Raw genomic sequence first — 25,930 nt, 5'->3', positions numbered from 1 at the left:
ACCTTTATTTCAAGCTCGTAATAAGATCCTCGTTTCTCTTGATATAACCGAAGTCTCCGGCTTCAAAGTTTTTAGCCAGCTCCATAGATTTTTTAGCTGCCTCAATAGCTTCTTTTTTCTTACCCATTTTGGCCAGGATCTGTGCTTTCAGGTGTACATTCCAGAACTGTTTGGAGTTTTCTCCCTCAGCCAGATACATGTTCACCCACTCAAGCGCCTGGTTCAGGTCTTTGCCAGTTGTGTAGTAGTAGTTTGCGGCAGCAATATAGTTGTTGGGGTTCACCTTTGTTTTAGCTGCGATATCCTTCATGACCACATCATCGAAGGTTACTTTCACGGGCACTTTGATAGAAACATCATCCCAGGCCATCTGAATGTTTGCCGTGGTGTTGTCTTCGCTGATATCAGCAATGTTGAAAGTAAGGGTTTCTACCTTTTCTGCCAGTTTTGTAGGCTTTACAGAGGCCCTTACCACTTCATTTTCTTCTTTATAGGCAGAAGTATTGCCTCCTATGTTAAGATCAGAGTACAACATAAATTTCCACTCATCTTTGCCCGGAATAGTAAAGATCAGGTATTCTCCTGCTGGTACTTTTTTGCCGGCGATTTCTACATCTGTACTTAGTGTGATCTTTGATCCAGAGTTGGCTCCGGTTCTCCAGATATTACCATACTGCTCCAGGTAATCTCCGCCTTCACCAAATATCTTTCTTCCTTTTACCTTTGGTCGGAAGTAGTCTATAGTCACCTTTGTAAGTCCTACTTTGCTGGAAACAGAGCCTTCAGGGCTTGGCATAGGGGTTTCAATCTGGGACATAGCTCCTGTCATAAAGCATAAGCAGGCAAAAAGGGTGAGTATTGTTTTTTTCATGTTGGTTAAGTTTGGTTAAATTCAATTTTTGATAACGAAAATTAGAGAATTTTGTTGACAAAGGAGAGGAAATAATAGATGAAGCTTGAAAAGTCTTTTTTTCTTGAAGAATCTGTCACCCAGGTGGCCCGAAAACTGCTGGGCAAAACCTTGTGTACTTATTTTGATAAGCGCTTGACCTGTGGAATTATTGTAGAAACAGAGGCATACTCTTACAGAGAAAAAGCCTGTCATGCTTATAATAACAGGAGGACTGCCCGAACGGAAACCCTATTTCATGAAGGAGGTACCTGCTACGTCTACCTGTGCTATGGCATTCATAAGTTATTTAATATTGTAACCAATAAAGAGGGGACGGCAGAGGCAGTATTAATACGGGCTGTGGAGCCTCTGGAAGGTATAGATATTATGTTGGAAAGGCGTGGTTTTGCAGAGAAGGACCAGAGGCTCACCTCAGGGCCGGGTAAGCTGTCGCAGGCCCTTGGTATCGGATTAAATCATGATAAGCTCAACCTCTTTGGTAATAATATCTGGGTAGAGAATGGAAATGGCCTTAACGGGAAAACGGTAATTGAGAAATCGCCCAGGATTGGTGTTGCCTATGCGAAGAAAGATGCCTTACTTCCGTGGAGGTTTTCTTTGAGGGATAATGTATGGGTCAGTAAAGGTAATAACACTTATAATTTTTAAATATTTTATATCATAACCATATATTTGTATTGTGAATAAGATACTATGTCCTGTAGATTTTTCCGAAACTTCGCTCAATGCGATTGAGTTTGCTGCGGAAATTGGTAAAAAATTTCGTTCCACCATTACACTGGTGCATATATTCACCGAGACCGACTTCAATAAAATCGTGGGTGAAGAGCATATTGGCAGGTCTTTTAAGGAATTGCTCAATATGGCTGATGCCAGAATGAAGCAACTCGCAGATGAGATCAATGAAGAATACAAACCCAAAGGGATCAGTCATTGTGATTATCATGTCGGGCTGGGCGATCTTATTGACAGGATACTTTCCTTTGTTGAAGAGGAGCATTACGACCTGATCGTGATGGGTACTACCGGTATCAGCCGTATCAGGGGGGTATTCTTTGGAAGCAATACTGAAGATGTTATTGAAAAAGCGAGGGTTCCTATACTATGTGTTCCTAAAAATGCTTCTTTCCAGGGGTTTAATAAAATAGTGTATGCTTCTGATTTTATGAAAGAGGACCGGATGGCCATTCAGGAGGTCATCTCTTTTGCCACGGTGTTTGATGCCAGGATCAGTGTTTTGCATGTCAATTTGGATGATAGCGATGACAAGTATGAGCAATTCATCGAGGATCTTAAAAGTTTTATGCAATACAAAAAGATCAATTTTGTAAATAAAAACTTCAGAGAAAATATAGGGTTAGGTATCGAGGAATTTATGCAGGAGGAAAACAGCGATCTTTTAGTTGTTTTTAAGAAACAAAGGAGTTTTGTAGGAAGTATTTTTCATAAAAGCCTTACCAAAACTTTGTCATATTCTACTGATAAGCCGTTCTTTGTACTCAAACTTAAGAATAATATTGTAGACTGATTTTCGTTGAGGTCCATATGATAGGAAAGCGCATAACCGGGTTGTTGGTGTTGGTTTTATTTTTTTCAGCAGCTACTTTACATGCTCAGGAAAAGTATTTGTTTGTAAATATCAACACTGAATATGACGAGCAAAACCCCGTATTAAGCCCTGATGGACAAGTATTGTATTTTACGCGTAGCAACCATGCTGAAAATGCCGGGGGCGTATTGGATAAAGGAGATATCTGGTATAGCGAATTGATGCCCGACCGTAGTTGGTCTGTTCCTAAAAATGCCCGGAGACTGAATAATAAAGGCTGGAATGCTGTCCTTGGTTTCTCATCCGATGGCTCAACAATATACCTGCACAATCATTACACAGAGATGAATAACCGGGTTAAAACGCAAGGCATTGCCAAAGCGCAAAGAAGAACCGGTGGATGGTCTGCTCCAGAAGACATTGATATCCCTTATTTCAAGAACCTTTCGGCTATTCAGGGCGGAAGCATCTCCATGGATGGTAAGGTATTGGTGTTGTCTATAGAGTCATATGGGACAAAAGGCGCGGAAGATATATATGTTGTTTTAAAAAAGGGCAATGATCAATGGGGAGAGCCTAAAAACCTTGGAAGCACAGTTAATTCAAAGTATCAGGAATTTACTCCTTTTTTGGCTGACGACAATCGAACGTTGTACTTTTCATCCAACGGACGTGGAGGCAAAGGGAGTAGTGATGTATTTGTAACTCAAAGACTTGATGACAGTTGGACGAACTGGAGTACTCCGCAAGGTGTAGACGAAGTGAATACAAAAGGCAGGGAGTTGGGATACAGGTTGTACGAGGGCTTTGCTATTTATTCCTCAACCATTAGCAGCGATGGTTACTCCGACTTGAAAATACATACTGATAGGCCACTGGACTCGATTATAGTGGTAAAAGAACCAGAAGTTAAATTAGATTCCGGTATCCGAATAGTAGAAGCAGGAAAAGAAACTCTGGTGGCAGGCCCGGCTATCACAGTATATGGAAAGGTAAAAGACGTAAATACTCAAGATCATATTGACGCTATTGTTACCATTGAGCATAAAGATCATGATTTCAAAAAAGAGGTGGCCACGGCAGATGATAATGGGTACTACTCTTTAAGCATACCTGCTGCCGGAATTTATGAGGTCCGTATTGATGCACCGGGCTATATCAGCAAAAGAGAAACACTGGATGTTTACACAAGGGAGATGAAGCTAGTAGAGATGAATTATGAACTGCAGCCCATATCAGTAGGAACTACTGTGAACCTCAAAAATGTGCTGTTTCAACAGTCTACAGCTAATATTCTCGATACTTCGTATGAAGAACTTGACCTGGTGGCAGATATTATGAAGCAAAATCCATCTATGAAGATCAGGTTGGAAGGCCATACTGATAACCGTGGGGTGGCTAAGCATAATCAGAGACTCTCTAAAAAGAGAGTGGAGGCCGTAGAAGAGTATCTGGTGAAAAAAGGTATATCGTCAAACAGGATCTCCGGCAAGGGATACGGAGGCAGCAAACCCATTGCTGATAATGAAGATCCCGAGCTACGCAAGCTTAACAGGAGGGTAGAGTTTACCATCGTGAAAGAATAATTCGATTTACGATTTACGATTTACGATTTACGAATAACCATTAACCATTAACAATTAACCATTAACAATTAACCATTAACCATTAACAATTAACCATTAACCATTAACCTCATATCTAAAAAGCTTCCGATCTGCGACAAAAGGTCCAAAAGGCAGGAGTGAGGCTATGAGCGCCCAGAAAACTTTGGTTATGGTCCATTTAAGTTGTATGGCAACAATTACTACCCAGAGACAATATCCGATAAACAACACGCCATGTGCCATTCCTGCATAAAAGGTGGGCCCGGGTATATTCCAGCCATATTTTAGCGGCATGCATATGCCTAGCAGCACTATAAAACTGATGCCTTCCATAAAGCCAAGTACTCTCAGTCGTCCTAAGTTTGTCATAGTAGTTCATTTTAGAAACAGGCTCCTATAGCCAAAAAACAGGTTGATTCCCGGTGCCCGATACCGATGAAATTTAATCGCCAGCGCCTTATGGACAGTTTCAATTGCCATAATTCCTGAAGTAAGAGGCAAAGAATTTCACGGTGGCGAAATTATGCAATCCACCATGTTTGAACAAAATTAATTGGCTATATGGTTAATTAATATTTTATGTGGTACTTAGTCGTTCATATCTCAGCTACGTGACAAGATAATGCCATTACTAAAATCAAAATATACACCACCGTTTTACCTTAAAAATGGCCATTTAGCCACAGTGATCCCCAGTTCTTTCAGAAAAATACAAGGTGTTGCTTATAAAAGAGAGCGTATTTCCACCCCGGATGGAGATTTTCTAGATCTCGATTGGCTGACTGATGACGCCAGTAAGCTGATCATTATCTCTCATGGCCTTGAAGGGAATACCGACAGGCCCTATGTTAAGGGCATGGCCAAATATTTTCATGAGCATGGCTGGGATGCTCTTGCCTGGAATTGCCGTAGCTGTAGTGGCGAGATCAACAGCAAGGCCAGGTTCTATCACCATGGCGATACTGAGGACCTGACGTATGTAGTGAGTCACGCATTAAATAAGTATAAATATACGGACATTGTGCTAGTCGGCTTCAGTATGGGAGGTAGCATGACGCTGAAATATCTTGGAGAAGCGCCAGAGCATTTGCCTCCGCAGGTAAAGGGTGGCGCAGCTTTTTCGGTGCCTGTAAATTTGGCTTCCAGCGTGGCAGAGTTGGCCAAAGAAGGAAACAACTTTTATAGAAAACGATTTTTAAGCAAGCTGGAGAAGAAGATCAGGGAGAAGGCGCTGAAATATCCGGATCAGATCAAAATGTCGGATTTTCGCCAGGTCCGTTATTTCCCTGATTTCGATAATTTATATACTGCACCTTTGCATGGCTTTGAGAGTGCAGAAGACTTTTACTTCAAAGCCAGTGCCGAGCGGTACATGTATCAAACAAAAGTGCCCACTTTGCTGGTGAATGCATGGAATGACCCCTTTTTACCTGATGAGTGTTACCCGGTATCCGCTTGCAGAGATCACCAGTTTCTTTATTTTGAAGCTCCGCAATATGGTGGTCATGTCGGGTTTACGCTAAAGGGTAGTGAATTTAACTATATGGAGAAGCGTGCGATGGAGTTTTTCGGTAACGGTGAATTATAGCTAAATTCAATCTTCTTTGACATGATTCAGAACTGCCTGGACCCACTTATCTGATAGTCGAAAGTTGGTTTCCTTCAATGGCTTTACTTTTTTAATAACACCTTTATTTCTGGCAGTAATCAATACACCCAGCGAACCCGATATCTCTATTCCCAGCTCTTTTGCTATCTTTCTACCCTTCAATTCATCTATGATCAATAAACAATATTTTATATTCAGAGGCCAGGGATATAGATGTGGCTTCTCCAGCATCAAGAAGGCCAAATAAACCTTTGTGTAAGTCAGACTTTGGATTTATAATTTCAATCCATTGAGGAATAGGTCTATTGAATTCGGATACGACAATCTCCGTGATTGTAATTTGTCCAAGGCCCTCTTTTAGTAGTTCAAATTCGCCAATTCTTTACTTTTATTTGTAAGATAGGTTTTTATAGAAGACGAATTTTCCGGAGGATCAATCCAAAATCTCCTGCACGCGACCGATCTGCCCGTCTTCCAATCTCACTTTTATACCTCTGTGGTGAGTAGGCGATTTTGTGAGCAGGTCTTTTACAACTCCTTCTGTAAGTTTGCCTGTTCTCTGATCCTTTTTTAGCACTATTGCCACCCTAAGTCCTGGTTTTATATCTTTTCTGTTTTTTCCGTTCATGGTTTGTTCTCTTTGTGGCAAAAATACATTTTTAATTGCAACAGCTCATTTTGAAATACGCTTTCGTAAGACTACTTTAGACGTTTAAACCACCAACCGATGATGAAAACAATAGCATTTGCCTTTTTTGCCTTAGTAATTATTTGCTCATGTGACCCTGGGAAGAAGGAGGAAACAACCAAGTTGCCTGAAAATGAAGAGGAAGGTACTCATTACTCTTTAAAAATGGATATGCTGGGCGAATGGCGTAATACCAGCATGAAAGTAAAAATAAATGCAGACAAGGGAGATTCCATTATTAATGTGCCCGAAGGACAATGGGAGGAAAGATTGAAGATCAAGCCGATACGCACGACCTTTAAGGAAGACGGTACTTATACATCAGAATACCGGGACCTGGAAGATGTGGTGATTATGACACGAACGGGCACCTGGTCAGTAAAAGGAGATACTTTGACAATGGGTGAGGAGGGAAACACTTATAGCTATGCCACCAGGATAGTAGGGAACGAGGCAGTATTTGAAGGTTATATCGATTGGGACGAAGATGGACAGGAGGATGATCTTTATTGGGGAAAACAGCAAAAGCAATAATAGTTGTGAGTAACTAGTCGTGAGTATTGAGTTAAGGTCTAAGTGCTCTATACTAACATCTCAATACTGATCTAAACATGAAGAAATTAGTTAAAGTCCTACTACTGGTAATACTCCTGGCAGTTTTTATTTATGTCATTAGTTACGCATGGCGGGCATTCCCGATCATTAGTGGGTATGGGGCCAAAAATTTATGTAGTTGCGTCTATGTTTCGGGAAGAGCTCCTGAATCAGCCATAGCCAATGAGTTGGGCTCGTTTCCACTTTCATTAGGTACTTTTTATGTTGATCCTTCGGATTCATCTGCATATGGAAAGGTTTTCGGGATGGCGACTAAAAAAGCCATTTATCGTAAAGGTTTAGGCTGCACATTGCTATCAGGTTTGGATGAGGGAGAAGTAAGAGGTCAGACTTATCACTTACCGAAGTTTACTTCAGCGCCAGATACTTTACCATGGCCTTATGGTTCTCAAGTCAGGGATACGGTGCCTGAAGGGGTCGATATACTAGCTTTAAAAACAGTAGTACATCATGCCTTTAAGGAGACAGACCCGGAGCGCCCTCAAAACACCAGGGGTGTGGTGGTGGTTTATGATGGTCATTTATTGGTAGAACAATATGCTGTAGGGTTCGATAAAAATACACCTCAAATGGGGTGGTCTATGACCAAGAGCATTACCAATGCCCTCGTGGGTATATTGGTGAAAGACGGAGCACTTAACATTTATGAACCAGCTCCTGTTGAGCAGTGGCAATCAGCCGGTGATCCAAGATCAGCAATTACTACTGATCAGTTGCTGAGAATGAGCAGTGGCTTGTATTGGGAGGAGGAGTATGGAGGGCCCAGTGCCGCCACCGATATGCTCTTTAAAATGGCTGATATGGGCGGTTATGCCGCCAGCTACCCGTTAGAATATGAGCCTGATGCCCATTGGTACTATTCAAGTGGTACTTCTAATATTTTATCGAAAATTATCAGAGATCACATTAAAAAAGATACATATTATGCTTTTGTAAGAACCCGGCTGTTCAATAAACTTGGTATGACGAGCGTTGTTGTGGAACCTGATGCGTCTGGTACTTTTGTAGGGTCTTCCTATGCATATGCTACACCAGGAGACTGGGCTAAGTTTGGGCTACTGTACCTGAATGATGGAGTTTGGAAGGGAGAAAGAATTCTACCTGAAGGATGGGTGAAATATTCATCCACACCTACTCCCGGAGCTCCCAGAGGTGAGTATGGGGCACATTTCTGGCTCAATGCCGGACCCACTGGTAGTCCTGAAGATCGGTGGTACCCTGATGCACCAACCGATATGTTCAGTATGAATGGCTATGAGGGCCAGCGGGTGTTTATTATTCCATCCAAAAAAGTAATTATCGTGCGGACCGGACTTACAAAACGTGGGAATTTTGACTTCAATAATTTTTTAAAGGAAATATTAGCGGCTTTGCCGGAGTAGTGGGCGCATTTAACCGGGTATTAACGTGAGTTCGATATAAAATACTTGAAAATAGACGGTCAACCTGCATGCTCCGAGCTTATTCTCGGGGAGCAACCACCAACCTTCAGTTGATTTTGTGAATAATGACAAGTTAACCGAACGGCCTTGAGAAAATGGCGTCCCGCTGACGGGCACAGCCTTGGATTCTGCTATGTCGAATTCATGTTATTAGGAAGATCAAGCGGAGTGAGAGATAAGAGTGAGGTTCTTTGAGCCTGATTAAGTATTAACTTTGAAACGAAAAAAGCAAAGGCATGCGCAAACAATTAGAGGGTGTGGTGGTTTGTTTTGTATGATGATAACAATAATAACCGTTATAGTTGTGCTTATTACGGTGTTCATAGCTATAGGTTATAAAAAGAAGAAGAACCGTAACCAGAGGTAAACAGGAATGTTTTGGACATAAGACCCTGTCCGCTGCGGTGTTATCCTTGTGCTAATAGCTAAGTCAGTCTGATAGCAGGAGAATTTGGTGTCCATTTGATTTTTACAGCCGACAGTTGATGGGTTTCAAGCCGGGTTTCTATTAGCGGTGTGAATCCATTTTTTATATAGAACAGGAGGGGAGATTGATATATATCACCATTAGTTTTTTTATAACCATTGCTGTCTATGACCCAACCGTTAAGTTCTGCATTATTTGTCTTCGATTTTTTCAATATACGGCTTCCAAAGCCTTTTCCCTGCAATTCATGATGAAGGATCATGGCAAACCATCGGTTGTTGTCCCTGTCAAATTCGGCATACCAGCCCCTCACCTCATTGTTTTCATTGACCAGCAAGATGTACAACTGATTATGTAGCTTCGAAAGATAACTTTCAAACTGTTCTACCGAATCATAATTCAGGCAAGCGGGGTACTCATCATTCCAAAGTTGATAAATTTGCTTTTTTTGCTTCTCATCAAGTGTGGTGGTTTCCAGGAAGTTCATGCATACTATTCGTAGGGGTCGACTCTCAGCGCCTCCGTTTCGAATGATACGGAATAGGTGTAAGCTTCAACAGTTAGCCGGTTTCTGCCAAATGATATAAAAGACCATCCAATAACAATTATTGCCAACAAAACTTCAACTTTTCCCATTTTCAGACCTAAGCTCGCGCCTTACAGCTTCGAGCGTTTCAATTTGCCTTTCAAACATGGTTATAACTTCCCGAAGTTCATCCTGATAGCCGGCCATACGACCATCCGACTCAAAAACTTCTCCATTACCACTGGTGTAGATATCGCTGGCAAAAGCCAGTTGTGCATCTTTATACTGCTTTAAAATTTTGGTTAAGTCATCAATTACTGCGTTGAGACTTGAAATGAATATGGTATTCTTTTCTGAATTCCCACGTTGCTGTTCCATTGTATTTCAGCGATTTAGAACGAAGTTTAAAAAATGAGTTTTATGGTGCTTCCAAACCTTCTAAAATACGGTATAAATACAACCGAACAAATAATTAATGAAAATTTTACATGAGTGGATGCCGGTTAATCCCATAAAGAAGCATCCGCCTGACGGCTACAAACCGTGCAGGCGGGCATTGGGTTTTTATTTTCTGGCTTTTATCTTTCTCTCTACGATCAGGTCTGCCATAACAGGTTGAAGAATAGCCTCTCTTTCATCGTTGATCAGCTTTTTGATCAGTTGCTGCTCTCGTTGTCTTCTTAATGCCCTTAAATGTTGTGTTACCCTGATCTCAAAATCGCTGAGTACATTCATATAGTTGATAAAGGCGAGGTAGGGTGATGAGTAAGGGGTAAAGTATTTATGTACTTCTCCATCAGCCATATCCTTGGTACACATATAGTAGAAGTGGTCACTGGTTTGAAGGTATTTCCAGTCATTGAGTATCTTCTTATCTGTACATTTTTTCACTTTCTTTTTCAGCTTATATAGCGAATCAAAGGCATCATGTTGTAGTTCATTCCCAAGCCATGCGCTTAAATCACGGGCCTCGTCAGCCCAGGATATGGGATTTGATGCGCTCAGGCTGTTTCTAACGTCAAGCTGACGAATAGCTTCCGTGGGGGTGACAAAGGTGAACGGAGATGAGGTCAGTAGCTCGAGTGACAGGCTGGTTAGAAAATCAAAGATGCCATTAGCCGCCCATTGGTGTTCGCCAAAGGTTTCATAATCCATAAAAAGATTCACAATTTGCTGCTCTTCAGGCAGCTCGTTTAGCCATTTGATAAATTTCTGGCTGGTAAGCGGCCATTGCTGCCACGACTGGTCCGAAAACCGGAAGGCAATATCATCGCTAAGCCGGTAATTTTTAAGTAAGAGCTTCAGGTTCGGAGCTGCCTGGCTTTTGTAGATATGATTGGGACTTTGAGGACCCAGGATCTTTTCGGTGCCTTCCGTTAGCATGGCTTCAAAGCCCATCATGGCAACCTTTCTGGCAATTTTATCACTGTATATTAACTCGGTGTTCCTGAAGGTGGTTGGGGTAACACCAAATAGCTGCCTGATCCTCTTGATGTGTCGTTTTACCTGCTTTTTAAATTCATCTCCCGAAACTAAAGATGCCAGGGAATGACTGTAGGTTTCCGCGAGCAGTTCAACATGACCGGTCGCCACCAGTTCCCGGAAGCTTTTAAGCACTTCCGGTGCATAAAGCTCAAACTGGTCCAGAGCAGTGCCGGAAATAGAAAAAGCTACCTTAAACCGGCCGGGATAAGCGCGGATGATATCCATCAGGATTTTATTGGCAGGTAAGTAGCACTTTTCAGCGATCTTACGGATTATACCGGCATTGCTGTGGTTGTCAAAGTAGTTGTCATCCTTACCGATATCAAAGAAACGGTAAGTCTTAAGCCTGAAGGGCTGATGAACCTGAAAATATAAGCATATGGCCTTCATCTACACAAGTTGTTTAGTGGTGGATTCGTAAATATTTTTGATCTTAATACCTGTGTTATCCCAGTTTAGTTTGCGGATATCATCTGTTCCATTTTGCCGGAAAGCCTGAGCCAACCCTTTGTACTGAAGTACTGCAGCGATGGCATCTGCCAGTGCATCTACATCCCAAAAGTCTACTTTTATGGCATTGTCCAAAACTTCCGATACTCCCGATTGCTTCGAGATGATAACAGGTACGTCTGCTTGCATAGCTTCAAGAGGAGCTATGCCAAAAGGCTCTGAAACAGATGGCATGACAAAAACATCACTCATGCCATACATTCGGTCTACTTCATCACCTTTTAAGAAGCCTGTAAAGTGGAAACGCGAACTGATCTTCAATTGCGCAGCTCGTAGTACCATGCGATGCATCATGTCTCCGCTTCCTGCCATTACAAAACGTACATTGGGCACCATCTTTAGTACTTTGTTGGCGGCCTCAATGAAATATTCAGGCCCCTTTTGGTACGTAATGCGCCCCATGAAGGTAACTATCTTATCTTTAACAGGTTTAGATTGCTTTAGATGGAAAGGTTTTGGTAGTATACCGTTATGTACTACCGATACCTTTTCGGCAGGGATGCCATATTTGTTGATGATTATCTGCCTGGTGTATTCACTCACTGCTATAATATGATCGGCTTGCGTCATGCCCTCCTCTTCGATCTCAAAAACCGGCACATTCACATTTTCCCCGGAGCGGTCATATTCAGTGGCATGTACGTGTATGATCAAGGGCTTTCCGCTAACTTCCCGCGCTGCGAGGCCTGCCTGGTAGGTGAGCCAATCATGAGCGTGGATAATGTCGTGATCATATTCAGCGGCTATCTTTGCTCCGATCAGGGCGTATTTTTGCACTTCTTCTAAAAGGTGTTCGTCATACTTACCGGAAAGCTGGAATTTGTGAGAGAATGCGGAGATTGCCTCCTCATGCAACCCTGAAACCCCGGAAGTTATGGTTGTTGCCTGATCGGTGCTGTACGGGGCCAGTGCAGACTGCGCCTCAATGTACTCAAGCCGTTCTTTCCATTTCTGAAACCCTGGCTCAGAAAGGTCAATAAAAGTACCACTCGCACTTACCAGTCGGAAAGTGGCGGCATCTTCATCTCCATAGAGACGGGGAACCACAAAGGTGATCTGCACGCCCTGCTTAAGCAAAGCGGTAGTTATACCATAACAGGCAGTACCAAGACCCCCTGAAATGTGGGGTGGGAATTCCCACCCGAACATTAATATTCTCATCGTCAATCTTGTAACTCCTTTACTTTAGTTGTTTTTCTTTGTTTTCTTTGAGGTTTTGAGGTTTTATATAAATTCAATAGTTGTTTCGTTCTTAAAGCTTCCGCCACGCTCCATGCCTGGGCTATTGCCCCGCCGGGTTTATGGGGTGCGTCTCCTGAATATACTTCCGGTATAGTACCCAGAGCACATTCCACTACCGTTGGTTCCAATCCTTTATACAATTTTTCTATCTGTTTCGCAGCGCTTTTGCCGCGCACCTTCAAACATGCTTCCGCATAGTGGCCGAGCAACCATGGCCAAACAGTTCCCTGATGATAAGCCTTGTCTCTGGCGGGCTGGTCGCCACCGTAGGAGCCTATATATGCGGGGTCTGACGGTGAGAGGGTACGCAATCCTCTTGGTGTTAAAAGTTCCTTTTCTATCATTTGTATGACAGCCTCTTCCATATCTGCTCTTAACGGGCTGTAGGGTAGGGACACAGCAAAGATCTGGTTGGGACGAATCTCCCAGTGAGCCCCGCTGTCGTCTGCGTAGTCTGCCAAATATCCTTTACCTTCATTCCAAAATGTATCTATAAAGGCACTTTCGATCTTATCAGGGTACATGTCCCAGTTTTTAATGAAATCTGTATCATTTGCTGCTTCCGAAGCTTCCAGGCTGAAACAGATGGCGTTGAACCATAATGCGTTAACTTCCACAGGCATACCGAGCCGGGGTGTTACCGGGTATCCGTCTATAATAGCATCCATCCATGTTACCGCATAGTTGGAGTCACCTGCCCATATCAAGCCATTGTCACGGGCTTTGATGTTAAAATCTGTTCCATCTCTGTAATTTTCCAGAATAGAGCGCACGTAGCTACTGTATTCTTGCCAGACACCCGCCAGATTGTTGGTATGGTAGGCATATTGTTGGAGTGCCCATATAAACCACAAGGGCGCATCAACTGAGTTATAGGAGGTTTGTACATTGGGGAACAGTCCTCTTTTAAGGTCTCTGACAGCGGAGTCTATAATGCCTTTGAACAGGCCCGTTTTATTGGTGGTAAGTGTTAGACCCGGTAGAGCAATGAATGTGTCGCGTCCCCATGGACCGAACCATGGCCACCCTGCAACCACAACAGTTCTTTCATTTTGTCTCATTATGAATTGCTCTGAAGCATTGATCAGGCAATCTTCAAAATTGGTTAGCGTATGCCAGGCATTCTTTTCTTTTTGAAAATCCCGCTTAAGTATACGCGGGTTGGTTTCCCTTAGGCCTATGTTGAATATTAGTTCTTCACCTTTTTTGAGTGAGAACTCAAAAAAACCCGGTACGAACAGTGATTCGGTGTATTCATATCCCCTTTCCTTTTCCTTTTGGTATTCGAGATTGTGGTACCAGTCGGGAGTTGTTACGAACGTACCTTTCTTCGAATGTTGGAAAAAGAGTGGTTCATACTGAGGAAACATAGTGAATTCAATGCCATTGTTCAGTGCTTTTGCAACGGCATCGTTATGGGGTGCAACCTGCCGAAGCGTATGAGCATTTCTATAAGCCAGAAAAGGCCTGAGCTGCAGCTTTACAGTTCTTTTTGCTTCCGCCAGATAGTATCTGATCAGCAATCTGTTTTCTTTTTTGCTCAGCACGAGTTCCTTTTCCAATCTAAGGCCATCCATCTCATATACCCATCTGGGAGTAGTTTCATAGATCATAGCTTGTAAATATTGCTGTCCTTCGGGAAAATGTACTCCCGGATATTCATGGACAGCCAGGCTAAAGCCCGAATCCGCAGTCAAAACCGATTCATCCAGGCTGGCCAGCAATACATGCCATTGATCATCAAGCTTAGGTTGTGGCACGGCTAACAGTCCATGATATTTCCTGGTGTTGCAGGTGCAGACCGTAGTACTGCAGTATGCCCCCAGTTCATTGACCAACAAAATCTCTTTTTCTTTAGAGTGGGTCAGGTCTCTTAAAAACGGTTCGGTTAATTTTAAGTAAGACATGGTTAGTTGATTTTTAGTGTCAAAAAACGTTTTTTTTTCATAGATCACAGATGACATCCCTCATCAGTTGCCGGGATAAATGTCATGTTTTGATCTTAGTGGACAATGTATAGGAACTAAACATTTGAGGGTTTTATATGTTTCGGTTTTTGGGTGGGGAAAGGGTGGTTTTTTTTACTATTGAGGAGCATGTTCCTCATCTTCTGTTAGTTAAACAGAAAAGAAAATTTTTGAATTATTAAAAAAAAATGAGACAGGAAAAACATTAATTCCTGAAAGAAAAAGCATGTTTCACCACCTATTTTAATCGACCAGTTATTTTGGGCAAAGTCTTTTTAAGGATCAGATAGCCCATAGAGCCTGATAATAAAGAGGCTATGATAATACTCACCTTTGATGCCTGCACGAATTCATTTGATTTGAATGCAAGACCAGATACAAATAAGGACATGGTAAATCCAATGCCTGCCAATGCACCAAGGCCAATAATATGCCACCAGTTGGTGCCTGGCGGAAGGGAAGCTAGTTTAAATTTGCAGGCCAGCCAGGTAAAGAGGAAGATACCCAGGGGTTTTCCGATAAACAGGCCGGTAATAATGCCCAGACTAACGGGCAAGGTAAGTATGGCTTGTATGTCTCCCGATATGGTGACCCCGGCATTACTCAATGCAAAAATTGGCATGATGAGAAAAATTACCCATGGATGCATGGAATGCTCCAATGATTGGAGGGGTACTTCATACTGGCGGGATTTTTTTTCGATTGCCACAATTACTGTTTGCTGCTGTTTGGAAAGTAGAGGACCTTTTAACCGGGGGGCGCTTTTAAGCTTGTCGATCAAAGGTTGGATGTCGGCAGTGAATTCATCAGTATTTATTGTCATGCGAGCTGGAATAGCAAACGCAGCCAGCACGCCAGCGATGGTGGCATGAACCCCCGAAAGCAGGAATGCCAGCCATAGCCCTAATATACCGGGGAGCGCATAGGCCCACTTTCTTTTCACACCTGCCAGGTTCATTGTTATCATCAGGCCGAGAAAAATCGCACCAATAACCACATTTGAAAAAGTGATCTTTGAGGAATAGAAGAAGGCAATCACCAGCACAGCGCCCAGGTCATCGGCAATGGCGAGCGCTGTAAGGAAGATCTTCAATGTGAGAGGCACTCTCTTTCCCAGCAGAGCCAGGATGCCGAGTGAAAAGGCAATATCAGTAGCCATGGGTACACCCCAACCAGCAGCCGAAGGTGTGTTAGCATTAAAGATAACATATATAAGAGCGGGAATTACCATACCCCCAATGGCAGCAATAATGGGAAGAGAAGCCTTTTTCCAGGAGGAGAGTTCACCCGCCATGATCTCGCGTTTTATCTCCAGCCCGACTACGAAGAAAAACATAGCCATTAGACCATCATTGATCCATAATAGGATTGGCTTTGAAATGATGGCATCTTTTATACCAAAAGTAAGCTTAGTAGCCCAAATTCTGGCATAATCATCTGCCAAAGCTGAATTAGCACAAACAAGGGCTACTATAGATGCAATGATAAGAACAATACCCGAAGATGCTGCATTAGAAGTAAATTGATGAAACAAGCCTTTAAGCCTTGTTCTTATTCTTTTTGACATATCAGTAGAGGTAAATTGTACAAGCGACTACTATTGATATTACCAACTTGTATTCTGTGAAAATGTTCAAAAGAATACACATAGTGTTTCTGAGAAAACTCAATGCTCTTCTATAGTTGGTATAGTTGGTGTAGTATGCCTTAAGATTTGTTTTGTCTCTATATTTGTCGCATCATGCATATCGCTGACTCAGGGCAGAGGTATTTAAATTCTCTACTGCCCATAACGGTTGTGGGAACTTCTGACCGTTCAGTTTTTACAAAGCCAAGCTTGCTGAAAAATCCTTCTGCTGTTTCCGTTAGCAAATAAAGGTTGCTCAGGTTAAGGGCTTTTGCTGTTTTCAAAACCTCTTCAATCAGGGTAGAGCCCAGGCCCTTTTGCTGCTCCCGGGTATCTACAGCAACAGACCTCAGGAGAGCGTACTGTCCGTACAGTTCAAGGGCAGCAATGCCTTTTAGCCTTTCGCCATCGTATGCACCGATCATATGGTGTACGTTCAGGTCAATATCCTCGAAAGGGAGTCTGGTCTCTGCCAGCATGGTCACTACTTGTCTGTGATGTGACTGGTCAAGTTTTTTGAAGGTAATCATAGTATTTCTAACAACAGTTATAGCATTCTACCACACTAGCTTCTAAACCTCTTAAACTGATTAATCAGCCCATTGGTAGAACTATCATGAGACTGCACTTCATCCTTACCAAAAAGCTCAGGAAGTATCTTCTTGGCCAACTGCTTGCCTAATTCAACACCCCATTGGTCAAAGCTGTAGATATTCCAGATCACTCCCTGAACGAAGATTTTATGTTCGTACATAGCGATGAGACAGCCCAGTGTTCTGGGATCCAGCTTTTTGAAGAGGATCGAATTTGTAGGCCTGTTGCCTTCAAAAACTTTGAACGGCTTTAAGGTCTCTAATTCTTCGTCAGGCACTATGCCTTTCAGTTCTGCTATCACTTCCTCTTCTGATTTTCCATTCATTAAGGCTTCTGTTTGTGCAAAGAAATTGGCCAGAAGTTTCTCGTGATGGTCAGCAATAGGGTTGTGAGTGATGGCAGGTGCGAGGAAGTCGCAAGGGATCAATTTTGTGCCCTGGTGTATCAATTGGTAGAAAGCATGCTGTCCGTTGGTGCCCGGTTCTCCCCAGATAATAGGGCCTGTCTGGTAATGCACTTTTTTGCCATTCCTACTCACATATTTGCCATTGCTCTCCATATCGCCCTGCTGGAAATAGGCCGCAAAGCGATGCATGTACTGGTCGTAGGGTAGTAGGGCGTGGGATTCGGCCTGAAAGAAATTGTTATACCAGATGCCCAGCAGCGCCAGAATCACAGGTGCATTACGTTCAAAGGGTTCATTTTTAAAATGGTTGTCCATGGCATGTGCACCGGCAAGCAACTGCTTAAAGTTGTCGAAGCCAATGGTGCATGCAATGGATAATCCAATGGCTGACCATAGCGAGTAGCGACCGCCTACCCAGTCCCAGAATTCGAACATGTTCTGGGTGTCAATGCCAAATTCACTCACCGCTTCTGCATTGGTGGATATAGCGACAAAGTGCTTCTTCACCAATTCCTTTTTCCTGGCATGGTCGAGGAACCAGGCTCTTGCGGTGAGTGCATTGGTCATGGTCTCCTGTGTGGTAAAGGTTTTGGAAGCGATCATGAACATCGTTTGTTCAGGGTCGACATGTTTTAGTGTTTCGGCTATATGGCTTCCATCCACATTCGATACAAAGTAGACCTCCATGTGAGGCTTTTTATAGGGCTTCAAAGCCTCTGTAACCATTACAGGCCCCAGATCGGAGCCGCCAATACCGATATTTACAATGGTGGTTATTCTTTTTCCGGTATATCCTCTCCATGCACCACTGATGATAGCATCTGAAAAGTCTTTCATCTGGGCCAGAACGGCATTCACCTGGGGCATTACATTCTCACCATCTACCTCTATGGGGGTGCCGGATTGGTTTCGAAGGGCTATATGTAGTACAGACCTTTTTTCAGTGGCATTGATCTTTTCACCATTGAACATCGCTTCAATGGCCTTATCCAACTGGCATTCTTTTGCCAGAGCTATCAGGAGGTCTAACGTTTCTGTTGTGATCCTGTTCTTGGAATAATCAAGGAGGATATTTTCAAATTGCAGGCTAAACTTGCTGAAGCGTTCAGGGTCCTTTTTGAACAGGTCCTGCATCTTCAAATGATTATTATCCCGGTAGTGTTGTTCTAGTTTTCCCCATGCGGTCGTCTGGGTAGGATCTATAGTTGGAAACATATTTTCTTGTTCTCGTTGTCTCTTCTTTACTTATTCGCAGGCGAATTTATGAAAGCCGGTGACTTAATGAAAATTTCTGAAAAGAATTGTGTGGTCAGCGGAATACGCAAACGTTGGCATAAACCACTTCCCTGCTGGTTGTCAAATAAATAAGGATGGTCATGCAGAAAGATATTGTTGTTCTTCCTGTGCCATGTGTGAGGGTAATTTAATAGTGAAAATTGTTCCTTTACCCACCTCACTTTCGACATTGATCGTGCCCTGCAGCTTCTCTACCAGCGTCTTCACAATGGAAAGCCCCAGCCCTGTAGAGGTTTCTCCTCCGGTTGGCCGGGCAGACAGGCGTTTAAACTTTTTGAAAAGCTCTTTTTTGTCGCCCTCACTCATGCCTTGTCCCTCATCTTTAACGATAAAGATGACCTGGTCTTCTTTGGCAGCAATCTCAAAATAAATGGCATGGTAGGGGAAGGTAAACTTAATTGCATTCGACAGCAGATTATCCAAAATTCGAGTGAGGTAATCCCTGTCTGATTGGATGTACGTCTGCTCCGGCAACTGACATGTATAATGCAGGGTTATGTTCTTTCGCTCAGCCGGAGCTTTGTAGTTTCTTATCAGGTCTTCGGTAAATTTATTTACTTCAATCGACTTGCATTTGGCAGTGGTGGCTTTGTTTTCTGCCATATTGATCATAAGCAGGTCTTCTATGAGGCTCATGCCATTCTTGCACACATTTTTTATCAGATGGATAAATTCCTGTTGTTTTTCGTTTAGCGGACCAGCATTTCTGATCAGTTCGGTCAGGCCCTGTGTTTTTGCTATGGGGCTACGCAGGTCATGGGCCACCACTCCTATGAGGCCATCCTTTTCACGGTGTAGCTCCTGAAGTTTTATGTTTTTCTCGTTCAGCAGCTTATTTTGATCCTCCACAGTTTCAAGCGTTACCCGCAACTCCTCATTGAAGTGATTCAGTTTCTCATTTTTTTCTTCGATCTCGCTCTTTTGTTTTCTAAGTAGTTGGTTCACCTGCCGTCTTTTCGCAATGATATAGATCAGAACCACAGCTAATAGAAATAGAAAGAAGACTACCACTATAAATAGTTTCCGTTCATTGGAGTGGTTGAGCTGGGCTAATTCTTTAGCCTGATTGAGACGAAGGATCTCATTGTCCTTTTTTTCCGTTTCATAGCGTGCTTTCACTTCGGCTATCTCTTTGCTTTTCAGGTCATTGTTGAGGCCGTCTTTTAAAGAGTCATACTTCCTATACCATTCAAGGGATCCCCTGTAATTGTTTTGCAATGAATCAAAAACAACCATGTGCTGGTAATTTTCCATCAAAAGCTCATTGAAACTGTTATCGATGGCCAGTTTTCTGCCTTCTTTCAAATAGCTATCGGCTGCTGTATAATTTTTTAGTTGTAGATAAACAACCCCCAGGCCATTGAGACAATAAGCCATGGTTTCCAGATTATTTATTTCTTCACTGATCTGGTAGGATTTGTTAAAATATTCCAGGGCTTTATTATTTTGTTTCATGAGCATATACGATTCGCCAATGTTGTACATTAAGATGACTTGAACTCTTTTACTGTCGGTACTGATACTTTTAAGCCCAAGTTCATAATAGTTTATGGCATGCTTATGCTGCTCCAGGCCTGCGTAACATAACCCTATGTTGTTATAATTAAGTGCCAGCGAGGTTTTATGATCACGGGTTTTGTTAAAATTTATTAACTCTTCATATATCTCAATTCCTTCCGTAAATTTCTTTTGTTCATAATATATTAACCCTATGTTATTCAGCAGACGGGCTTTGCTGTCTTCCAGGTCATGGTCCTCAGCGATCTTCAAGCCCCGGTAATAGTTTTCTATAGCATCTGAATACCTGGATTGTCTTCTGTAAGATTCTGCGAGGCTGTTGTATGCCAAAGCTAACCCTGCGTAATCGTTTATATTGCTGTAGATTTCTACAGCGGTTTGTGAGTATTTTCTTCCTTCATCGCTTAATCCCTTGTAGTTGTACTGCATGGCCATGTTCAATTGTGCTTTGGCCATGGCCATCTGATCATTATTTTTTTCTGCAGCTTGCAATGCTTCGGTATAAAAACTTATTGCTTCATCGTGTGCGGATTGATTAGCATGTATTTGCCCGGTCAGTAACAATGTTTCAATGCTCCCGGAACTATTCTTCAGCGCCTGATAGATCGCCAACGCCTTTTTACTGTGGTCAAGTGCAGATGTATAATTATGTATGCTCAACAGTACTTTACCTTTTTGTAAGTGTACTTTAGCCATACCCTCACTGTACGTTAACGCTTCAGCCAGTTTCTCTGCTTCATTGACAAGATTCAGCGCCTGATCCGGTTGCTTGGCTTCCAGCCAATAGTTGGATAGTAGCACAAGACGATTTACACGGAGGGTATCCTGAGGAGATTTTTTGATTGCCAGTGTCAGGCTGTCAATTTTCAATTGAAGAGGATCCTGTGTGAAACCATAGAGGCTGAATATTAACATTAAAAGTAATGTAAGGTAAGTTTTCATCTATAGTTATTTCTTAAAGCTCAACTTAGGTCATATACTATATTCAAAAAGAATACCATATGATTTAGACCAGGTTATGCAAGAGCAGAAATATTATAGGATAAAAAAGTATGAATCGCGTGAGGCTATAATTTTAGGAGGCGCTGCCAACCAGGCTTTTGGAATACAGAGGCATGAGAAATCCCAATTTGGGAATAAATTTTTGTTTTATTGTTCAATGTAGCTTTGAAAGTGATGTAATAAATCAGGGGTACATGATAATTCCCTGCAACTGATGTTGCCTCAACAGAGGCAGGCTCTTACAGTTTAGCTAAGGTCTCACTTTAATAAAAAAGGAATTGTCATGCCGACTTTGGAGGCGTCTTACTAAGCCGTTTCATTCATACTAGTAATCCTCTCTTTCATCCCCGGGCATGCTCTGAGGCAAGCTCGGGACAGGCGTGATGACGCCCTTAACTAAAGAGCATTGATCTCTCTACTACTCTATGTATTGGTGAAGCCTGGGAAAAGATTAATGTTTTAATAAGCCACACTGTGGCCTGAAGTGTTAACACAGGAGCCATATTCAAGCTTCGGGAGAGGTGCTTCTGACCACAACCTCATTTGCCTTTCGTTCAGGAGGAATATAAGAGTATGTGAGTATGAAGTGTCAAAAAGGCCCCCTTGGGCAGAGCATTAGTGGGGCAGGCATAACTCAGACTATTGGCTTTTTCTCAGAGACTCTAAATAGTATTGAGGAGGGAGGGTAGTTGCCGATGGTAATTCTCATCTAATTTGCTTTAACTACTGATAAAAATGTCTAAATTACGAGTTTAGCCAGTGCTTGCAAGAAAGCTCCGGGTGGCTTTAAGAAAACCTCCAGATCAAGCTCGCCTTTGCGTAGCCGCTTTGGCAGATCAACGGCTTGTGTGTACGCACCGAAGTGCTATGGCATACAGGTGAAGTCTTAAAAGTGGAGTCCCCTGGAGTTGTTATAGTTGTCGGGATGCGCATTTTTGGGACATTACGCAGATAAAGGCGTTTTCTTAGAGACACCAACTAAAGAGACTATAGCCGCTTCAAACACTGCTATGAAAGTTTTGCGTTTTAATCCATCATGATTTTATAAATGGGAGAAAAAGAGATATACAAAGCAATATTCGCTTCAGCCCCGGATGCCGTTGTTGTAGTTGATGCTGATGGAAAGATTATAATGGCCAATGATCGTGTAAAAATGCTTTTTGGTTATGATAAGAACGAGTTGATTGGTCAGTCAGTTGAATTCCTGATCCCTGAACGGTACAGAAATATACACGTTTCTCACAGGACAAATTATGTAACAAATCCTAACCTGCGGGAAATGGGAGCAGGGCGCGAACTGATTGTTAAAAGAAAGGACGGTAGTGAGTTTTTTGTTGAAATAAGCCTGAGCCCTCTGGAAACCAGCAAGGGAATGCTGACTTCAGCAACACTAAGAGATGTTTCGGAGCGTATACGAACCAGGAAGCAGTTGGAGCAATCACTGGTGGCTATAGAAAAGAAAAACAAAGAACTGGAGCACTTTGCATATGTGGCTTCACATGATTTACGGGAGCCTCTGCATACCATTATGAGTTTGGTAAATCTGATCGAAAAGGAATATAAAGGTAAACTGGATAAGAATGCAGACAGATATCTTGAGTTTATTCTACAGACCAGTATTCGAATGGAAGCACTGATCAAGGACCTGCTTGATTACTCCAGAATTGGTACAGAACAGGAACAGCAGGATGTAAACTGTAACGAAATTGTAGATGAAGTGCTTCTGGATATGGATGCACTTATACAAAGGACAAAAACCGTAGTTGAAAGAAGTATATTACCCACACTTAAAGGCTATCCCACAGAGCTGAGGCAACTATTTCAGAATTTGATCTCAAATGCTGTTAAATTTCGCAGGCCGGATGCATATTAGTATACATGCCATGTTAAAAGAGGGACATTGGCAGTTTTCAGTTGCCGATAATGGTATCGGCATTGATGAAAAGTACAAGGAAAAGATATTTATGATCTTTCAGCGGTTGCACTCGCGCAAGGAGTACGAAGGGACTGGCATAGGGCTGGCACAATGTCGTAAGATCGTGGAATCTCATGGTGGTAATATATGGGTAGAGTCGGTGCCAAATCAGGGGAGTACTTTTTTCTTTACCATTCCAAATAGTCGGGACCAGCCGGCAACAGATCAGGAAACATGACAAAGATCATGTTTCCGGGTGACCTATCTCTTTCTGATAAGGGCTCCAATTGAGGTACTTTGGGTTGTTTAATATATACAATCCAATGCTTAAAAAAATATTTTTACAAATCACGCGATGGGGCCGGAAGATAGTGGACTACCCTGTTTTAGTTTTAGATAGTATCTTTAAGAAAACCCTAAGTGACTTTAAGAAAACGTCAAGGTCAAGGCTTGTGAAGTCGCCAAAAGCGGGAGGCATGTACAGGTGTCGGGAAGAGCATTTTGGAGGCAAGCGTAACGAAGGCATTGACGTTTTCTTGAGACACCAGATAATTTTTATATCCACCATCAGGGGCAACTATGCCTTTGCAAAGTCAGTATGGTAAGATGATAGCGGCTGAGGAGTATGTAGATGAAAAGCTGAAATGCCATCACTGTGAAGACCTGTGCAGGCAGGAGCATATTGTGTATGACGGGAAGCATTTTTGCTGTACAGGGTGCAAAACGGTTTACGAACTCTTTCAAACGGATGATCTCAGAGAACTTTATGAAAGTAGAAACAAGGCAAACCCGCACCTCGCTGGAAAGTACGATTTTCTTGAGAATGAAGAAATAAGGAACAAACTGCTCCGGTTCCGGTCGGAGAAACATAATATTATTCAACTTTCTTTGCCTGACATACATTGTAGTTCGTGTGTCTATGTGCTGGAAAACCTCTCAGATTTTCATTCTGGGGTGATACAGGCCCAGGTAAACTTCCTTAAAAGGACGGCAGAGGTACATTACAATCCACAAGTGATAAAGTTGCCGGAGTTGGCAGGTTTGTTGTCTTCCATGGGGTATCCTCCGCAGTTCAATATGGACGAGGCTGAGGATAAAAGAAGGAGTTCCGGCAGTTCCGGTCTTGCATTGAAAATCGGTGTGGCTGCTTTTTGCTTTGGCAACATCATGCTATTGAGCTTTCCTGAGTACCTGGGCATTGATGAGTCGATGGATGACTCCTTCAAAACATTTTTTGCTTACCTGAATGTGGTATTGGTGCTGCCGGTTATCTTCTATTCCGGTAAAGGATACTTCCAGTCTGCTTACAAAGGCCTGAAAAGGAGGTTTATCAATATAGACGTGCCGATCGCTTTAGGTATTGTGGCGCTATTTGGAAGGAGTCTGTATGAGATTGTCAGCCAGACAGGGGCCGGTTATCTTGATTCGTTAGGGGGATTGATATTTTTTCTGCTGATAGGTAAATGGTTTCAGAGCAAGACCTATGACAACCTTTCCTTTGAGCGCGACTATAAGTCATACTTTCCATTGGCAGCCACCAGGATCGAACAGGGCATTACGACTGCTATTCCTATTGCTGAATTGAAGCCCGGCGATGAGGTAATGGTGAGAAACCAGGAGATCATACCTGCCGATGCCATACTGTTGAGCGATCAGGCGAATATTGATTATAGCTTCGTGACCGGTGAAGAAAAGGCGGTGGTGGTGAAAGGAGGAGAGCAACTGTATGCCGGGGGACGCCAGGTAGGGGAGCGTATTGTAGTTCGCATCACACGGCCGAGCTCACAAAGTTATCTCACCTCACTATGGAACAATCAGGCTTTTAAAGATACCGATGACCTGGGTACGGAGGAGATCACTAATAAGATCAGTAAATATTTTACTGCGATAATTTTGAGCATTGCCTTTGTAGCCGGATTGGTGTGGTATTTTATTGATCCTGCCGGCATGTGGCAGGTAATCGCTGCTATTTTGATTGTGGCCTGCCCATGTGCATTAGCGCTTTCGGCTCCCTTTACCAACGGCCATACCCTGCGGATCTTTGGCAGAAATAAGCTTTACCTGAAAAATGCATATGCCACGGAAAAGATGGTAGCCGTAGATACTATAGTTTTTGACAAGACAGGCACCCTTACCGAAAGCAGTGAAGGCAAAGTACTTTTTGCAGGCGACCCTTTGTCAGAAAAGGAAGCAGGATGGGTCCGTAAGCTGGTAGAAAATTCTGTGCATCCGATCAGCCAGAAGATCAGGAAAAGCCTGAGAGCAGATACAGAATTTGTTATTACAGAATTTAGCGAAGTGCCCGGGAACGGCCTTTGCGGACGGGTAGACGGGCATGTGCTGAGGCTGGGTAAGGCAGAATTTACAGGGGCCAATCATGAAGGTAAGGCTGGAAGAGTGTATTTGAGTATCGATGGGCAGCAGAGGGGTTACTTTGAAACGAACAACCGCTATCGCGAAGGACTTAAAGCATTGGTGGATCAGTTGACAGGCTATAAATTAGCGGTTTTATCGGGGGATAATGACCATGAGCGTGCGTACCTTCAAACGATCTTTCCCAGGGGCACTGAAATGTATTTCAGGCAGCAGCCGCAAGATAAGTTGAACCACATTAAGGAACTTCAACAAAGAGGCCATAAAGTAATGATGCTGGGTGATGGGCTTAATGATGCAGGGGCGCTGAAACAGAGCAATGTGGGCATAGCAGTCAGCGAGGATGCCTCCTCATTTTCTCCCGCCTGCGATGGTATACTGGAAGGCAACCAGCTTAAGCATCTGGCTAAGTATATGGATTATGCCCGCTATGGCAGAAAAATCGTTATAGCCAGTTTTATTATCTCCTTTTTATACAATGTAGTTGGCTTGAGCTTTGCTGTGGCGGGAGCGCTGACACCCATATTTGCCGCCATACTAATGCCTCTGAGCAGTATTTCAGTGGTAGGGTTTACAACACTTACCAGTAACTTTTTTGCACGTAAAAAACATCTATAGC

General features: G+C 42.8%; 22 protein-coding genes. 9 read left to right on the top strand and 13 right to left on the bottom strand.

Annotated features, from left to right (window positions below; genetic code table 11):
* Positions 1-4 precede the first annotated feature (4 nt).
* The gene (locus C900_RS14640) at positions 5-871 is read right to left on the bottom strand and encodes a DUF2911 domain-containing protein (RefSeq protein WP_040496845.1); all 867 of its coding nucleotides are present in this window, start codon (positions 869-871) and stop codon (positions 5-7) included.
* Between the two features lie 78 nt (positions 872-949).
* Between C900_RS14640 and C900_RS14635 the strand changes: the two genes are divergently transcribed.
* Genes C900_RS14635 through C900_RS14625 form a run of 3 tightly spaced genes read left to right on the top strand, consistent with a single transcriptional unit; the run spans position 950 to position 4,048 of the window.
* Entirely contained in the window at positions 950-1,561 is a 612-nt protein-coding gene (locus tag C900_RS14635) for a DNA-3-methyladenine glycosylase (protein WP_009580772.1), read from the top strand.
* Positions 1,562-1,592: 31 nt separating this feature from the next.
* Positions 1,593-2,441, top strand: a complete 849-nt coding sequence (locus tag C900_RS14630) for a universal stress protein (RefSeq protein WP_009580771.1) — start codon at positions 1,593-1,595, stop codon at positions 2,439-2,441.
* Positions 2,442-2,488: 47 nt separating this feature from the next.
* On the top strand, positions 2,489-4,048 hold the full coding sequence (locus tag C900_RS14625) for an OmpA family protein (protein WP_009580770.1): 1,560 nt from the start codon (positions 2,489-2,491) through the stop codon (positions 4,046-4,048).
* A gap of 96 nt (positions 4,049-4,144) precedes the next feature.
* Here the strand turns inward: C900_RS14625 and C900_RS14620 are convergent, their stop codons facing one another.
* The gene (locus tag C900_RS14620; RefSeq protein ID WP_040496843.1) at positions 4,145-4,438 is read right to left on the bottom strand and encodes a DUF3817 domain-containing protein; all 294 of its coding nucleotides are present in this window, start codon (positions 4,436-4,438) and stop codon (positions 4,145-4,147) included.
* A gap of 253 nt (positions 4,439-4,691) precedes the next feature.
* On the opposite strand from C900_RS14620, the gene C900_RS14615 reads away from it, so the two are divergent.
* On the top strand, positions 4,692-5,657 hold the full coding sequence (locus C900_RS14615; protein WP_009580768.1) for a YheT family hydrolase: 966 nt from the start codon (positions 4,692-4,694) through the stop codon (positions 5,655-5,657).
* 6 nt (positions 5,658-5,663) lie between these two features.
* On the opposite strand, the gene C900_RS14610 is transcribed toward C900_RS14615, so the two are convergent.
* Complete coding sequence (locus tag C900_RS14610) at positions 5,664-5,909, bottom strand: PIN domain-containing protein (protein WP_051052852.1); 246 nt, start codon at positions 5,907-5,909, stop codon at positions 5,664-5,666.
* 202 nt (positions 5,910-6,111) lie between these two features.
* Complete coding sequence (locus C900_RS14605) at positions 6,112-6,306, bottom strand: YwbE family protein (RefSeq protein ID WP_040496842.1); 195 nt, start codon at positions 6,304-6,306, stop codon at positions 6,112-6,114.
* A gap of 99 nt (positions 6,307-6,405) precedes the next feature.
* On the opposite strand from C900_RS14605, the gene C900_RS14600 reads away from it, so the two are divergent.
* Together C900_RS14600 and C900_RS14595 are read left to right on the top strand one after the other, a co-directional pair.
* Positions 6,406-6,900: a lipocalin family protein gene (locus C900_RS14600; RefSeq protein WP_009580765.1), complete on the top strand. Its 495-nt coding sequence runs from the start codon at positions 6,406-6,408 to the stop codon at positions 6,898-6,900.
* Positions 6,901-6,977: 77 nt separating this feature from the next.
* Positions 6,978-8,363: a serine hydrolase domain-containing protein gene (locus C900_RS14595; protein ID WP_009580764.1), complete on the top strand. Its 1,386-nt coding sequence runs from the start codon at positions 6,978-6,980 to the stop codon at positions 8,361-8,363.
* A gap of 485 nt (positions 8,364-8,848) precedes the next feature.
* On the opposite strand, the gene C900_RS14590 is transcribed toward C900_RS14595, so the two are convergent.
* The 9 genes from C900_RS14590 to C900_RS14550 form a co-directional block, all read right to left on the bottom strand.
* Complete coding sequence (locus C900_RS14590; protein ID WP_009580763.1) at positions 8,849-9,337, bottom strand: GNAT family N-acetyltransferase; 489 nt, start codon at positions 9,335-9,337, stop codon at positions 8,849-8,851.
* A 135-nt stretch (positions 9,338-9,472) separates the two neighbouring features.
* Positions 9,473-9,754 carry a hypothetical protein gene (locus C900_RS14585; RefSeq protein WP_009580761.1) on the bottom strand — a complete coding sequence of 94 codons (282 nt, stop codon included), beginning with the start codon at positions 9,752-9,754 and terminating at the stop codon, positions 9,473-9,475.
* Between the two features lie 186 nt (positions 9,755-9,940).
* Complete coding sequence (locus C900_RS14580) at positions 9,941-11,251, bottom strand: glycoside hydrolase family 57 protein (protein WP_009580760.1); 1,311 nt, start codon at positions 11,249-11,251, stop codon at positions 9,941-9,943.
* Positions 11,252-12,532, bottom strand: coding sequence for a glycosyltransferase family 4 protein (locus C900_RS14575; protein ID WP_040496841.1), 1,281 nt, complete (start codon positions 12,530-12,532; stop codon positions 11,252-11,254).
* A 2-nt stretch (positions 12,533-12,534) separates the two neighbouring features.
* Positions 12,535-14,520 (bottom strand): amylo-alpha-1,6-glucosidase, encoded by a 1,986-nt coding sequence (locus C900_RS14570; protein ID WP_009580758.1) that lies wholly within the window; start codon positions 14,518-14,520, stop codon positions 12,535-12,537.
* A gap of 298 nt (positions 14,521-14,818) precedes the next feature.
* A complete protein-coding gene (gene nhaA, locus C900_RS14565; RefSeq protein ID WP_009580757.1) occupies positions 14,819-16,147 on the bottom strand; it encodes a Na+/H+ antiporter NhaA in 1,329 nt (442 codons plus the stop codon).
* Between the two features lie 158 nt (positions 16,148-16,305).
* Positions 16,306-16,737 carry an arsenic resistance N-acetyltransferase ArsN2 gene (gene arsN2, locus C900_RS14560; RefSeq protein ID WP_009580756.1) on the bottom strand — a complete coding sequence of 144 codons (432 nt, stop codon included), beginning with the start codon at positions 16,735-16,737 and terminating at the stop codon, positions 16,306-16,308.
* Between the two features lie 35 nt (positions 16,738-16,772).
* Positions 16,773-18,422, bottom strand: a complete 1,650-nt coding sequence (gene pgi, locus C900_RS14555; RefSeq protein WP_009580755.1) for a glucose-6-phosphate isomerase — start codon at positions 18,420-18,422, stop codon at positions 16,773-16,775.
* A 159-nt stretch (positions 18,423-18,581) separates the two neighbouring features.
* Positions 18,582-20,963 carry an ATP-binding protein gene (locus C900_RS14550; RefSeq protein WP_009580754.1) on the bottom strand — a complete coding sequence of 794 codons (2,382 nt, stop codon included), beginning with the start codon at positions 20,961-20,963 and terminating at the stop codon, positions 18,582-18,584.
* 1,108 nt (positions 20,964-22,071) lie between these two features.
* Here C900_RS14550 and C900_RS14545 point away from each other — a divergent pair.
* The 3 genes from C900_RS14545 (at position 22,072) to C900_RS14535 (ending at position 25,929) form a co-directional block, all read left to right on the top strand.
* A complete protein-coding gene (locus C900_RS14545; RefSeq protein ID WP_009580752.1) occupies positions 22,072-22,896 on the top strand; it encodes a sensor histidine kinase in 825 nt (274 codons plus the stop codon).
* Positions 22,886-23,176, top strand: coding sequence for a sensor histidine kinase (locus C900_RS28500; RefSeq protein WP_009580751.1), 291 nt, complete (start codon positions 22,886-22,888; stop codon positions 23,174-23,176). The genes C900_RS14545 and C900_RS28500 overlap by 11 nt, the downstream gene beginning before the upstream one ends.
* A 341-nt stretch (positions 23,177-23,517) precedes the next feature.
* Complete coding sequence (locus C900_RS14535; protein WP_083867503.1) at positions 23,518-25,929, top strand: heavy metal translocating P-type ATPase; 2,412 nt, start codon at positions 23,518-23,520, stop codon at positions 25,927-25,929.
* Position 25,930: the final 1 nt, after the last annotated feature.

Origin of the sequence: Fulvivirga imtechensis AK7, assembly GCF_000331535.1 — a bacterium.
Lineage (GTDB): Bacteria > Bacteroidota > Bacteroidia > Cytophagales > Cyclobacteriaceae > Fulvivirga > Fulvivirga imtechensis.
Note: the sequence above shows the minus strand (reverse complement) of the source record. Positions and strands in the feature narration are given on the sequence as shown.